A 13,393-nucleotide genomic window follows, 5' to 3' on the forward strand; every position below is an offset into this window, starting at 1 on the left:
TCGGCCATCGGGTGGGGGAAGCGTGACGGGCTTACTGCTGCTGCGCCTGCGTGCGCATCGGCTGCTCCTCGTGGCCGCCCTGCTCGCCGTCCTGCTGACCACCTCGGTGCTCGCCGCCCTCGCGGCCTTCTCCGGCTCCGTCGGGGACGCGGCGCTGCGCGGCGCCCTGGGCGGACGGGCCGCGGCCTCCGCCTCCCTCGTCGTCGAGACGGACGTGCCCCTGGAACGGCGGGAGGCGGCGCGGCGGGCGGTGGTGCGCGGGGCGCGGGAGGCCTTCGGCGGGCTGCCGGTGACCGTGCGGGCACTGGAGCGGTCCGGGCCGTACGCGCTGCCCCGTTCCCTCCAGAACGCCGATGCCCGCACCGGGGAGCCCGACCTCACGCACCTCGCCGCCCTCGACCGGTCACGGATCAGGCTGGTCTCGGGCAGCCTGCCCGGCCCCGCGCCGGCGGCACGGGGCACAGCCGTACCCGTCGCCCTGCCCGAGGCGGCGGCCGACCGGCTGAAGCTGCGGCCCGGAACACGCCTCACACTCACCGACCGGCTGGGCGGCGAGCCGCTCCGGATACGGGTGACCGGCGTGTACCGGGCGGCCGACAGCTCCGATCCCTACTGGCAGGCGGACGCCCTCGGCGGCCAGGGCGTGCGCACCGTCGTCTTCACCACGTACGGGCCGCTGCTGGCCGACGCGTCGGTGCTCGCCTCCGGCCGTACCTCCGCGGACGGCACCGGCTGGGTGGCGACGGCCGACTACCGGACCGTCACCACCGACGGCATCGGCGCGCTCCGCGCGGCCGCCGTGCGCGCGGCCGGGGCGCTGCGCGAGGACCCGGCCCTCGGGGGCGACGCGGACGTGCGCACCGCGCTGCCGGAGACGCTCGACCGGACCGAACGGGCCCTGCTGGTGGCCCGGTCCACGCTGATGATCGTCTCCGTGCAGCTGGTGCTGCTCGCCGGGTACGCGCTGCTGCTGGTGGCCCGGCTGCTGGACGGCGAGCGGGCGGGTGAGACCGAGCTGCTGCGGGCCAGGGGCGGATCACGCGGCCGGATCGCGAGACTCGCGGCGCTGGAGGCGATGCTGCTCGCGGTGCCTGCCGCCGTCTGTGCCGCGCTGCTGTCCGGCCCGCTGGCCCGGCTGCTGGCGCGGTGGTCCTCGCTCGACCGGCTCGGGCTGCGGCTCGACGCCGTCCCGGCGGGCCGGGTCTGGCTGGTCGCGGGCGGGGTGGCGGCGGCCTGCGCGGTGGCGGTCGTGGCACCCGCGCTGGCGGCGACGGCGGGCACGCCCGTACGGCTGCGGCGCGTGCGTGCCGCGACGTCGGCCGCGCCCGTGCGTGCCGGAGCCGATGTCGCGCTGCTGCTGATCGCGGGCGTGGCGTACTGGCAGCTCGACCGGCAGACCGACGCGACCGGCGGCGGGGTGCTGAGCCGGGACCGGGCCGGGGGGCTGGGCGTCGATCCGCTGCTGGTCGCGTCGCCCGCGCTGGCGCTGCTGGCGGGCACGGTCCTGACGCTGCGTCTGCTGCCGCTCGCGGCCCGGCTCGCGGAGCGGCGGTCCGCGAGCGGGCGCGGGCTGCCGGCGGCGCTGGCGGGGTGGCAGTTCAGCCGGCGTCCGTTGCGCGGGGCGGGTCCGGTGCTGCTGCTGGTCATCGCCGTGGCGACCGGGATGCTGGCGATCGGGCACGGCGCGTCCTGGGACCGGTCGCAGGACGACCAGGCCGATTTCAGGACGGGCGCCCCCGTCCGGGTCCTCGACTACCGGCCGGGCAGTCCCGGGCAGACCGGCCTCTACACCGCGTTGCCCGGGGCCCGGGACGCCGCTCCCGCCCACCGCGCCGCCCTGGGCCTCTCCGGCGGCCGTGAGGCCACGGTCCTCGCCCTGGACACGGCCCACGCCGGGGACGGGATGCTGATGCGCGGCGATCTCGCCGACGAGCCCCCGGCGAAGCTGCTGCGGGCCCTGGCGCCGCCCGCGAGGGACACCCACCGGCCGGTACGGCTCCCCGGCGACACCCGGCGGCTCGCCCTGGACGTGCGGATCACCGACGCGGGGGCCCGGACGGGACGTTCCGCCTCGGGCCGGGAGCCCCAGCTCACGGTGGTCGTCGAGGACCGGTACGGCATCGGGTACCGGCTGGGCGCCGGGAACGTCCCGGTGGACGGCCGGACCCACCGGATCACGCTCGACCTGGACGTGACGGCGACGGGCCGCCGCGCCGCCCCGGCCGGACCGTTGCGGCTGACGGGACTCCAGCTCGACGACACCTCTCCCGTCGGCCGCTCCGAGAAACACCGGTTCACCGTCGAACGGCTGCTCGCCACCGGCCGCGACGGCTCCGCGCGGCCCGTTCCGGTGCCCGCCGGGACGCGCTGGCGGGGCGAGGGGGTGGTGACGGAGAACGGCGAGGTCGTCGCCCGTAAGGCCGCGAAGCCCGCCGTGTCGGGGAACGCGCCGCTGACCGTGTCGTACGGCACCGGCGCCGACCGCGACGAGGGTTACGGAGCCTCGCCGATCTACACCGTCCGCGTCGGCCCCGCCGGGCCGAGGCACCGCGGACCCTCGCCGCAGTCGCCACCCGGGACTTCCTGCGGGCGGCGGGAGCCGGGCCCGGCGACACCATCGACGTACCGCTGTCCGGGGAGCAGTTGCGGGTGCGGATCGTACGGTCGGTCGAGGAGCTGCCGACCGCGGCCGCCGACCTGGCCGGAGAGGCCGTGAACGGCGGGGCGCTGCTGCTCGATCTGCGGGCCGTCGACGCCGTGCTGGCCCAGCGGGCCGCCGCGCCGCTCTCCCCCACCGAGTGGTGGGTGAGCGCCGCCCCGGGCAAGGCCGCCGAGGTCGCCGCCGCGCTGCGGGCGCGCCCCGACCTCCGGCCGAACCAGGTGCTGGTGCGGGACGAGACCGCGGCCGAGCTGCTGCGGGATCCGCTCGGCGCCGGGCCGCGCTCGGCGCTGACGGCGGTGGCGGTGGCCGCCGCCGCCCTCGCCGCCGGGGGTTTCGCGGTGAGCGCCGCCGGTGCGCGGCGGGAGCGGTCCGCGGAGTTCGCCGTCTTGCGCGCCCTGGGCGCGCCCCGCCGCGATCTCGCCCGGCTGGTCGCCACGGAGCAGAGCCTGCTCATCGGCGTCGGTCTGCTCGCCGGGCTCGGTCTCGGTGCCGTCCTGACCCGGGCCGTCGTCCCGTTGGTCGTGCTGACCTCCGACGCGGCGCGACCGGTCCCGCCCGTCCTCGTCGAACTGCCGCTGTTCCGGGTGGCGCTGCTCCTCGCGGGGGTGGCCGCCCCGCTGCTGCTGATCACCGCCGCGTCGGCGCTGCGCCGTGCCGAGCCGGCCGTCGCGCTCCGCCATCAGGGGGAGGACTGAGATGCCGCCGAAGGAGCAGGGCGCGCCCTGGGTGCGGACCCGGCTGCGGACCGCGCCGGTGTCCGCTGTCGCCTTCGGTCTGCTGGTGCTGGTCACGGCCTTCCTCGCCGCCGTCCTGCCCCGGGCCGTCGAAGCGTACGAGACGGACGGCCTGCGCGAGGCCCTCACCACCGCCTCCCCCGAGTCCACCGTGCTGGAGCTGAAGGCACCGGCACCCGGTCTCGAACGGCCTGACGAGGCCCGTGCGGACGCGGTCCGGCCGGAGGCGCTCGCGGCGGTCGGGAGTGCGGCGCGGGCGCTGCTGCCCGAGCCGCTGCGAGCGGACCCGGCCGAGTCGGCGTACGGGATACGGACCGCGAAGAGCCTGGATGCCCTGGACCCGTCGTTGCCCCGGCCCGACGGGCTGCCGCCCCGGTTCACCCTGCTCACGCAGTCGGGAGCGGCCGGCCACGCCACCGTGCGGGAGGGCCGGCTGCCCACCGCCGGCAAACCGGTGACCGTGGACACCCGGGTGGTGGAAGGAGCCGTGACCGCCGAGACCGCCCGCACGCTGCGGCTGCGGGCCGGCTCCGGGCTCACCCTGGCCGGCTTCCCGGACGGGCCGCTGACCGTGCGGATCACGGGGATCCTCGAACCCCGGCATCCGCAGCGGAGTTACTGGTCCGCGGAACCGGTCCTGCGCACTCCGGCCCTGGCCAGCAACAGCGCACGCCCGCCGCAGTTCTACTGGGAGGCGGGCGTCCTGCTGGCGCCCGGGGCGGCACCGGCGCTGCTCGGCGGCCAGGGCGAGCCGGAGAAGTACTGGCGGTTCGCACCCGCGGCCGGAGAGCTCACCGCGGGGGACGCCCCGGCGCTCGTCGACGGGATCGCGTCCCTGGAGAACGGGCCCGGGCTGGTGCGGATGCGCGGCGCCGCCGGTCCGACGGCACAGCTGTCCACCGGCCTGGAGCAGGTCGTCGACTCCTGTACGGCGGCCCGTGACGCGATCACGCCCGTGGTGGCCGTCGCGGCTTTCGGGATCGCCGCGGTCGCCGTCGTCGTCCTGGTGATGAGCGCGGGGGTGGCGGCCGCCCGCCGCGACGTCGAACTCGCCCTGCTGCGGGCCCGGGGCGGCTCCCTGCGCGGCATCGCCGGGCGGCTGCTGGCCGAGACCGCGGTACCGGCGGTGCCCGCCGCTGCCTGCGGTCTGCTGCTCGCCGTGCTCGTCGTGGACGAGGCCCGGCCGCTGCCCGCCGTGCTAGGGGCGGGCGCCGTGGCCCTGCTCGCCTGTGCCGGGCTGCCGGTACGCGCGGCCGTGGCGCACCGCAGGCCTCGGGCGCACCAGGAGCGCGACGACCTCGCCCACGCCAGGCCCGGCGGGCGCCGGACCGTCGCCGAACTGACCTTGCTGGTGCTGGCCGTCGGCTCGGTGGCGGCGTTGCGCCGCCGCGGTACGGCCGGGTCGGGCGATCTGCTGGTGAGCGCCGCCCCGGTGCTCGTCGGTCTGGTCGCCGCGCTGGTCCTCGTGCGGCTGTACCCGCTGCCTCTGCGGTGGGCCGCCGGCCCGGCCGGGCGGTTGCGCGGTGTGGTCGGGTTCCTGTCGCTGGCCCGCGCGGGCCGCTCCCCGGCGGCGGTCGCCACGCTGCCGCTGCTCGCCCTGCTGACGGCCCTGACGACGGCCGCGTTCGGGGGATCCGTGCTGGCGGGCGTGGCGGACGCCCGGGACCGGGCCGCGCTGCTGGAGACCGGCGCGGACGTACGGATCTCCACGACCGACGGCACAACACTCCCGGCGGGTCTCGCGCGGGCGGTACGGGAGGTGGCGGGCGTACGGCAGGTCACGGGCGTGGGCTTCGAGTTCTCCGCGGAGGGCGCGTCCGACGAGACGCGGTCGCTGCCGGTGGCCATGGTCGAGCCGGACACCTACGCGGGGCTGGCCCGGCAGACAGGACTCGGGGGTTTCGCGGCCGACCGGCTGGGGTCCCGGGGCGGGGTGCTGGACGCCGTCGCCTCCCCCGAGGTCGCCGAGCGGCTGGGGCGGGCGCCGCACCGGATCGTGCTGCCGGGCGGAGCCGTCACGGTGCGGATCACCGCTGTGCGTCCCCGTACCCCGGCCGTCCCCGAGGGCGAGTTCCTGCTGGTCGACGCGGCGGGGCTGAAGGGTTTCGGCGGTCCTTCGACCCTGCTGGCGACCGGTGCCGGGCTCGACGCGAAGGCGCTGCGGGCAGCCGTGAGCGGCGCCGGTGCGGGCCTCTCCGTGACACTGCGCGGCGAGGTACGTGCGACGCTGTCCGACTCGCCGTTGCAGACGGGCGCCGAACGGATCTACGTCTGGGCCGTCGTGGCGGGCGCGGGGTACGCCCTGCTCGCCCTGGTGCTCGGCCTGCTGCGGTCCGCTCCGGAACGGGCCGCGCTGCTGGCCCGGCTGCGCACCCTGGGCCTGACGGCCCGCCAGGGGCGACGGCTGCTCGGCCTGGAGGCGCTGCCCCTGGCGCTGCTCGCGGCCGGCGGGGGCATGGCCGTCGGCTGGGCCACGGTGGGACTGCTCGCCCCCGGCGTCGACCTGGACCGGCTGGCTCTGCCCGACGCCTCCGGCGTCACGGCGCCGGGGGGTGCCACGCTGCGGGCCGATGTGTGGTCGCTGGCCCTGCCCGCCGCGGGCGCGGTGCTGCTGGCGGGGGCGGTGGCCGTCGCACAGGTTTGGTGGGCGGGCCGCCGGACACCGATCACTCACCTCAGGGCAGGAGACATGCGATGAGCGGTACGACGGAGTCGCTCGCGGAGCTGGAGCGGCGGGCGGCGCACCACCGCGACCGGCCCGCGTACGGGCACGACGCCCTGATCGCCTGCGACCGGCTGGTGCGGATCTTCGCCAAGCGCGGAGGCCGGGACGCCATGGAGGTGCAGGCGCTCCAGGGGCTCGATCTCCTGGTGCGGGAGGGCGAGTTGATGGCCCTGGTGGGGCGTCCGGCAGCGGCAAGTCGACGTTGATGAACATCCTCGCGGGCCTGGACGTCCCGACCGCGGGCGCGGCGAAGGTCGCGGGCCGCGATCTGCTGGCGATGGACGCGAAGGCGCGGTTGCGCTACCGGCGTGAGGTGGTCGGCTTCGTCTGGCAGCAGACGGCACGCAATCTGCTGCCGTATCTGACGGCGGCGCAGAACGTCGCCCTGCCCATGCAACTGGCGGGCAGCTCGCGGAAGAAGCGGGCCGGGCGGGCGGACGACCTGCTGGCCATGCTCGGTGTCGCCGACTGCCGGGACCGGCGTCCACACCAGATCTCCGGCGGTCAGCAGCAGCGCGTCGCCATCGCCGTCGGCCTGGCCAACGCACCCGCCGTCCTGCTCGCCGACGAGCCGACCGGCGAACTGGACTCGGCGACCGGGCAGCAGGTCTTCGCTGCGTTCCGCCGGGCCAACGAGGAACTGGGCACGACGATCGTCATCGTCACGCACGACCAGGCGGTCGCCGGCGAGGTCCGCCGCACGGTCGCGATCCGCGACGGCCGCACCTCGACGGAGGTACTGCGCCGCACGGAGGTCGACGAGACGGGTCAGGAGTCCGTGGTGGCCCGGGAGTACGCGATGCTCGACCGCGCGGGCCGCCTGCAGCTGCCGGACGAGTACACGACGGCGCTGGGCATGGCGGACCGGGTGCTGCTGGAGCTGGAGGAGGACCACATCCAGGTGTGGCCGGACGGTCACGACTGACGGCTGACTGCTGACTGCTGACTGCTGACTGCTGGGGACATGCGACAGCGCCTGCCCGTTCGTCCGGTCGGGGACAAGGGGCAGGCGCCGTCTGTGTTCCGCACGCCTTTGTACGGGACGTTCTGGGGGTGCGCGTCAGACCATCAGCGCGCGGTCCGTCGGGCGGATCGGAGCCGGCAGCTCGCTGGCGCCGTTGAGGCGGCGGTCCACCCCGCGCGCGGCCGAGCGGCCCTCCGCGATCGCCCACACGATGAGCGACTGGCCGCGGCCCGCGTCACCGGCGACGAACACGCCCGGCACGTTGGTCTGGAAGTCGGCGTCGCGGGCGATGTTGCCCCGCTCGTCGAGGTCCAGGCCGAACTGGTCGACGAGGCCGTTGTCCCGGTCGGTGCCGGTGAAGCCCATGGCGAGGGTGACCAGCTGGGCGGGGATCTTGCGCTCGGTGCCCGGCTTCGGGGTCAGCTTGCCGTCGATGAACTCCACCTCGGTGAGGTGCAGCCACTGGACGTTGCCGTCCTCGTCGCCCTCGAAGTGGGTCGTCGACACCGAGTAGACGCGGTCGCCGCCCTCCTCGTGGGCCGAGGTGACCTTGTACAGCATCGGGAAGGTCGGCCACGGCTGAGTGGCCGTGTTCCGGTCCTCGCCCGGGCGGGGCATGATCTCCAGCTGCGTGACGGAGGCCGCGCCCTGGCGGTGGGCGGTGCCCACGCAGTCCGCGCCGGTGTCGCCGCCGCCGATGACCACGACGTGCTTGCCCTCGGCCGTGATGGGGGCGCCACGAAGTCGCCCTCCTGGACCTTGTTGGACAGGGGCAGGTACTCCATGGCCTGGTAGATGCCCTTGAGCTCACGGCCGGGCGCCGGCAGGTCGCGGGCCGTGGTCGCGCCGACGGCCAGGACGACCGCGTCGTAGCGCTTCTTCAGGTCCGTCGCCTTCAGGTCGCGGCCGATCTCGATGCCCGTACGGAAGCGGGTGCCCTCCGCGCGCATCTGCTCGATACGGCGGTTGATGTGCCGCTTCTCCATCTTGAACTCGGGGATGCCGTAGCGGAGGAGGCCTCCGATGCGGTCCGCGCGCTCGTAGACGGCGACCGTGTGACCGGCCCGGGTCAGCTGCTGGGCGGCGGCCAGACCGGCCGGGCCCGAGCCGATGACCGCGACCGTCTTGCCGGACAGGCGCTCCGGGATCTGCGGGGCGACGTCCCCGGTCTCCCACGCCTTGTCGATGATCGAGACCTCGACGTTCTTGATGGTGACGGCCGGCTGGTTGATGCCGAGCACACACGCCGACTCACAGGGAGCGGGGCACAGACGGCCCGTGAACTCCGGGAAGTTGTTCGTCGCGTGCAGCCGCTCCGAGGCGGCGGCCCAGTCCTCGCGGTAGGCGTAGTCGTTCCACTCGGGGATGAGGTTCCCCAGCGGACAGCCGTTGTGGCAGAACGGGATGCCGCAGTCCATGCAGCGGCTGGCCTGCTTGCTGATGATGGGCAGCAGGGAGCCGGGGACGTAGACCTCGTTCCAGTCCTTGAGGCGCTCCTCGACCGGGCGGGACTTGGCGACCTCGCGGCCGTGGTTCAGAAAGCCCTTCGGGTCAGCCATTGATCGCCGCCTCCATCATCTTCTCGTGGGTCTCGGTCTCGGAGAGACCGGCTCGCTCGGCGGCGTCCTTGGCGGCGAGCACTGCCTTGTACGTGCTGGGGATGATCCTGCTGAAGCGCTCGACGGCGGTGTCCCACTCGGCCAGGAGCTTCTCGGCGACGGTCGAGCCCGTCTCCTCCTGGTGGCGGCGGACCACGTCGTGCAGCCACTGCTTGTCGGTGTCGTCCAGCGGCTCCACGGCGTCCACGTTGCCGACGTTGACGTTGTCGCGGTCCAGGTCGATGACGTACGCGATACCGCCGGACATACCGGCCGCGAAGTTGCGGCCCGTCTCGCCGAGCACCACCGCGTGACCACCGGTCATGTACTCGCAGCCGTGGTCGCCCACGCCTTCGGAGACGACCGTCGCGCCGGAGTTGCGGACACAGAACCGCTCGCCGGTACGACCGCGCAGGAACAGCTCGCCGCCGGTCGCGCCGTAGGCGATGGTGTTGCCCGCGATCGTCGAGTACTCGGCGAGGTGGTCGGCGCCGCGGTCCGGGCGGACGATCACACGGCCGCCGGAGAGGCCCTTGCCGACGTAGTCGTTGGCGTCGCCCTCCAGGCGCAGCGTGACACCGCGCGGCACGAACGCGCCGAAGGACTGGCCGGCGGAGCCGGTGAAGGTGATGTCGACGGTGTCCTCGGGCAGGCCCGCACCGCCGAACTTCTTCGTCACCTCGTGGCCGAGCATGGTGCCGACCGTGCGGTTGATGTTGCGGATCTGCACCTGGGCGCGGACCGGCTGGGCCTCGGTGGCGTCCGTGGCGGACAGGGCGTCGGCGGCCAGCTTGATCAGCTGGTTGTCGAGCGCCTTCTCCAGACCGTGGTCCTGGGCGATCAGCTGGTGGCGGACCGCGCCCTCGGGCAGCTCGGGCACGTGGAACAGCGGCTCCAGGTCCAGGCCCTGCGCCTTCCAGTGGTCGACCGCGCGGGTGACGTCGAGGGTCTCGGCGTGGCCGACGGCCTCCTCGATGGAGCGGAAGCCCAGCTCGGCGAGGATCTCGCGGACCTCTTCGGCGATGTACTTGAAGAAGTTCACGACGTACTCGGCCTTGCCGGCGTAGCGCTCGCGCAGGGTCGGGTTCTGGGTGGCGATGCCGACCGGGCAGGTGTCCAGGTGGCAGACGCGCATCATGACGCAGCCGGAGACGACGAGCGGCGCGGTCGCGAAACCGAACTCCTCGGCGCCGAGCAGCGCGGCGATGACCACGTCACGGCCGGTCTTCAGCTGGCCGTCGGTCTGCACGACGATGCGGTCGCGCAGGCCGTTGAGCAGCAGCGTCTGCTGGGTCTCGGCGAGGCCGAGCTCCCAGGGACCGCCGGCGTGCTTGAGCGACGTCAGCGGCGAGGCACCCGTACCACCGTCGTGGCCGGAGATCAGGACGACGTCCGCGTGCGCCTTGGAGACACCCGCGGCGACCGTGCCGACACCGACCTCCGAGACCAGCTTCACGTGAATCCGCGCCTGCGGGTTCGCGTTCTTCAGGTCGTGGATCAGCTGGGCCAGGTCCTCGATGGAGTAGATGTCGTGGTGCGGGGGCGGCGAGATGAGGCCGACGCCCGGCGTCGAGTGACGCGTCTTGGCGACCCACGGGTAGACCTTGTGGCCGGGCAGCTGGCCGCCCTCGCCGGGCTTGGCGCCCTGGGCCATCTTGATCTGGATGTCGTCCGCGTTGACCAGGTACTCGGAGGTCACACCGAAGCGGCCGGAGGCGACCTGCTTGATGGACGACCGGCGGGCCGGGTCGTACAGCCGCTCCGCGTCCTCGCCGCCCTCACCGGTGTTGGACTTGCCGCCCAGCTGGTTCATGGCGATGGCGAGGGTCTCGTGCGCCTCCTGGGAGATGGAGCCGTACGACATGGCGCCCGTCGAGAACCGCTTGACGATCTCGGAGACCGGCTCGACCTCGTCGATGGAGATCGGCTCGCGGCCCGACTTGAAGCCGAAGAGACCGCGCAGCGTCATCAGCCGCTCGGACTGCTCGTTCACGCGCTCGGTGTACTTCTTGAAGATGTCGTAGCGGCCGGAGCGCGTGGAGTGCTGGAGGCGGAAGACCGTGTCCGGGTCGAACAGGTGCGGCTCGCCCTCGCGGCGCCACTGGTACTCGCCGCCTATCTCCAGCGCGCGGTGCGCCGGGGCGATGCCGGAGGCCGGGTAGGCCTTGGCGTGGCGGGCGGCGACCTCCTTGGCGACGACGTCGATGCCGACGCCGCCGATCTTGGTGGCGGTGCCGTTGAAGTACTTCTCGACGAAGGTCTCGTCCAGGCCGACGGCCTCGAAGACCTGGGCGCCTCGGTAGGAGGCGACGGTCGAGATGCCCATCTTGGACATGACCTTCAGCACGCCCTTGCCGAGGGCGTAGATGAGGTTGCGGATGGCCTTCTCGGCCTCGATGCCGGGCAGGAAGGTGCCGGCACGGACCAGGTCCTCGACGGACTCCATCGCCAGGTACGGGTTGACGGCGGCGGCGCCGTAGCCGATGAGCAGGGCGACGTGGTGCACCTCGCGGACGTCGCCGGCCTCGACCAGCAGGCCCACCTGGGTGCGCTGCTTGGTGCGGATGAGGTGGTGGTGGACGGCCGCGGTGAGCAGCAGCGACGGGATCGGCGCGTGCTCGGCGTCCGAGTGGCGGTCCGACAGGACGATCAGCCGGGCGCCGTTCTCTATCGCGGCGTCGGCCTCGGCGCAGATCTCCTCGATGCGTGCGGCCAGGCTGTCACCGCCGCCGTGCACCCGGTACAGGCCGGACAGCGTCGCGGCCTTGAAGCCGGGCATGTCGCCGTCGGCGTTGATGTGGATGAGCTTGGCCAGCTCGTCGTTGTCGATCACCGGGAAGGGCAGCAGGACGCTGCGGCAGGAGGCCGCGGTCGGGTCGAGCAGGTTGCCCTGCGGGCCCAGCGCGGAGCGCAGCGAGGTGACGAGCTCCTCGCGGATGGCGTCCAGCGGCGGGTTGGTGACCTGCGCGAACAGCTGGGTGAAGTAGTCGAAGAGCAGCCGCGGGCGGTCCGAGAGCGCCGCGATCGGCGAGTCGGTGCCCATCGAGCCGATCGGCTCGGCACCGGCCTTGGCCATCGGCGCGACGAGGACGCGCAGCTCCTCCTCGGTGTAGCCGAAGGTCTGCTGACGGCGGGTGACCGAGGCGTGGGTGTGGACGATGTGCTCGCGCTCGGGCAGGTCGCCCAGCTCGATCTCGCCGGCCTCCAGCCACTCCGCGTACGGGTTCTCGGCGGCGAGCTCGGCCTTGATCTCGTCGTCCTCGATGATGCGGTGCTCGGCGGTGTCCACGAGGAACATGCGGCCGGGCTGGAGGCGGCCCTTGCGGACGACCTTGGCCGGGTCGATGTCCAGGACGCCGACCTCGGAGCCGAGGACGACGAGGCCGTCGTCGGTGACCCAGTAGCGGCCGGGGCGCAGGCCGTTGCGGTCGAGCACGGCGCCGACCTGGACGCCGTCGGTGAAGGTGACACAGGCCGGGCCGTCCCAGGGCTCCATCATCGTGGAGTGGTACTGGTAGAAGGCGCGCCGGGCCGGGTCCATGGAGTCGTGGTTCTCCCACGCCTCCGGGATCATCATCAGCACGGAGTGCGGCAGGGAACGGCCGCCCAGGTGCAGGAGTTCGAGGACCTCGTCGAAGGAGGCGGAGTCGGAGGCGTCCGGCGTGCAGACCGGGAAGATCCGCTCTATGGCCTTGTCGTCGGACCCGAACAGGTCGGAGACCAGCTGCGACTCGCGGGCGACCATCCAGTTGCGGTTGCCCTTGACGGTGTTGATCTCACCGTTGTGCGCGACGAAGCGGTACGGGTGGGCCAGCGGCCACGACGGGAACGTGTTCGTCGAGAACCGGGAGTGCACGAGCGCGACCGCGGAGGCGAAGCGGCGGTCGGACAGGTCCGGGAAGAACGGCTCGAGCTGGCCGGTGGTCAGCATGCCCTTGTAGACGATGGTCCGCGCGGACAGCGACGGGAAGTACACGCCGGCCTCGCGCTCGGCGCGCTTGCGCAGCACGAAGGCCTTGCGGTCGAGGGCGATGCCCGTCGAGGACCCGTCCGCGACGAAGATCTGGCGGAAGACCGGCATCGTCGACCGGGCGGTGGCGCCCAGGAGCTGGGGAGCGACCGGCACCTCACGCCAGCCGAGCACGGTGAGGCCCTCTTCGGACGCGATCGTCTCGATCTTCGAGACGGCGTCGGCGGTGGAGTCCTCCGGCAGGAAGGCGATACCGACGGCGTATCCGCCGGCCTCGGGCAGTTCGAATCCGGCCACGTCACGGAAGAAGGCGTCCGGGACCTGCGACAGGATGCCGGCGCCGTCACCGGAGTCGGGCTCGGAGCCGGTGGCACCGCGGTGTTCGAGGTTGCGCAGGACGGTCAGAGCCTGCTCGACCAGGGTGTGGGACGCCTCGCCTGTGAGGGTGGCGACGAAGCCGACGCCGCAGGCGTCGTGCTCGTTGCGGGGGTCGTACATACCCTGCGCAGCAGGGCGAGCATCCATGAACGACCAGTTCTGGCCATTCGCGGAGTGCTGGGACGGCTGGCGCGGCGTACGCATCGGCTCTCCCGTCGTCGTCATGTGGCATATGCAAAGTGCCGAGGGACGACGTTGGCCCTCTGCGTGATCGCAAAATTTCGTGCAGGTTACATGATGGAGCGGTTCTCGGGAAGCGGGATAATCCGTTCCAACATGCGGACACCGCAGGTGCGCGGTGG

2 protein-coding genes and 3 pseudogenes are annotated in these 13,393 nt (G+C 73.6%); 3 read left to right on the forward strand and 2 right to left on the reverse strand.

The genetic code is table 11. The features are described from left to right. Nucleotides 1-22: 22 nt before the first annotated feature. From ACQEV8_RS11215 to ACQEV8_RS11225, 3 genes and pseudogenes are all read left to right on the forward strand, one after another. A pseudogene (locus tag ACQEV8_RS11215) lies at nucleotides 23-3,357 on the forward strand (FtsX-like permease family protein). A gap of 1 nt (nucleotide 3,358) precedes the next feature. Next, on the forward strand, nucleotides 3,359-6,094 hold the full coding sequence (locus ACQEV8_RS11220) for an ABC transporter permease (RefSeq protein WP_432959439.1): 2,736 nt from the start codon (nucleotides 3,359-3,361) through the stop codon (nucleotides 6,092-6,094). After that, a pseudogene (locus tag ACQEV8_RS11225) lies at nucleotides 6,091-7,046 on the forward strand (ABC transporter ATP-binding protein). Before ACQEV8_RS11220 ends, ACQEV8_RS11225 begins: the two are co-directional and overlap by 4 nt. Nucleotides 7,047-7,181: 135 nt before the next feature. Here ACQEV8_RS11225 and ACQEV8_RS11230 read toward each other — a convergent pair. Both ACQEV8_RS11230 and gltB read right to left on the reverse strand, forming a co-directional pair. Beyond that, nucleotides 7,182-8,644: pseudogene (locus ACQEV8_RS11230) on the reverse strand (glutamate synthase subunit beta). Next, nucleotides 8,637-13,235, reverse strand: a complete 4,599-nt coding sequence (gene gltB / locus ACQEV8_RS11235; protein ID WP_432972610.1) for a glutamate synthase large subunit — start codon at nucleotides 13,233-13,235, stop codon at nucleotides 8,637-8,639. Before gltB ends, ACQEV8_RS11230 begins: the two are co-directional and overlap by 8 nt. Nucleotides 13,236-13,393: the final 158 nt, after the last annotated feature.

Origin of the sequence: Streptomyces sp. CA-179760 (assembly GCF_050937045.1) — a bacterium.
GTDB lineage: Bacteria > Actinomycetota > Actinomycetes > Streptomycetales > Streptomycetaceae > Streptomyces.

Excerpts from the sequence above, each read along its gene's own strand:
- gltB (WP_432972610.1), bottom strand. The coding sequence starts at position 13,235 with ATGCGTACGCCGCGCCAGCCGTCCCAGCACTCCGCGAATGGCCAGAAC.
- ACQEV8_RS11220 (WP_432959439.1), top strand. The coding sequence starts at position 3,359 with ATGCCGCCGAAGGAGCAGGGCGCGCCCTGGGTGCGGACCCGGCTGCGG.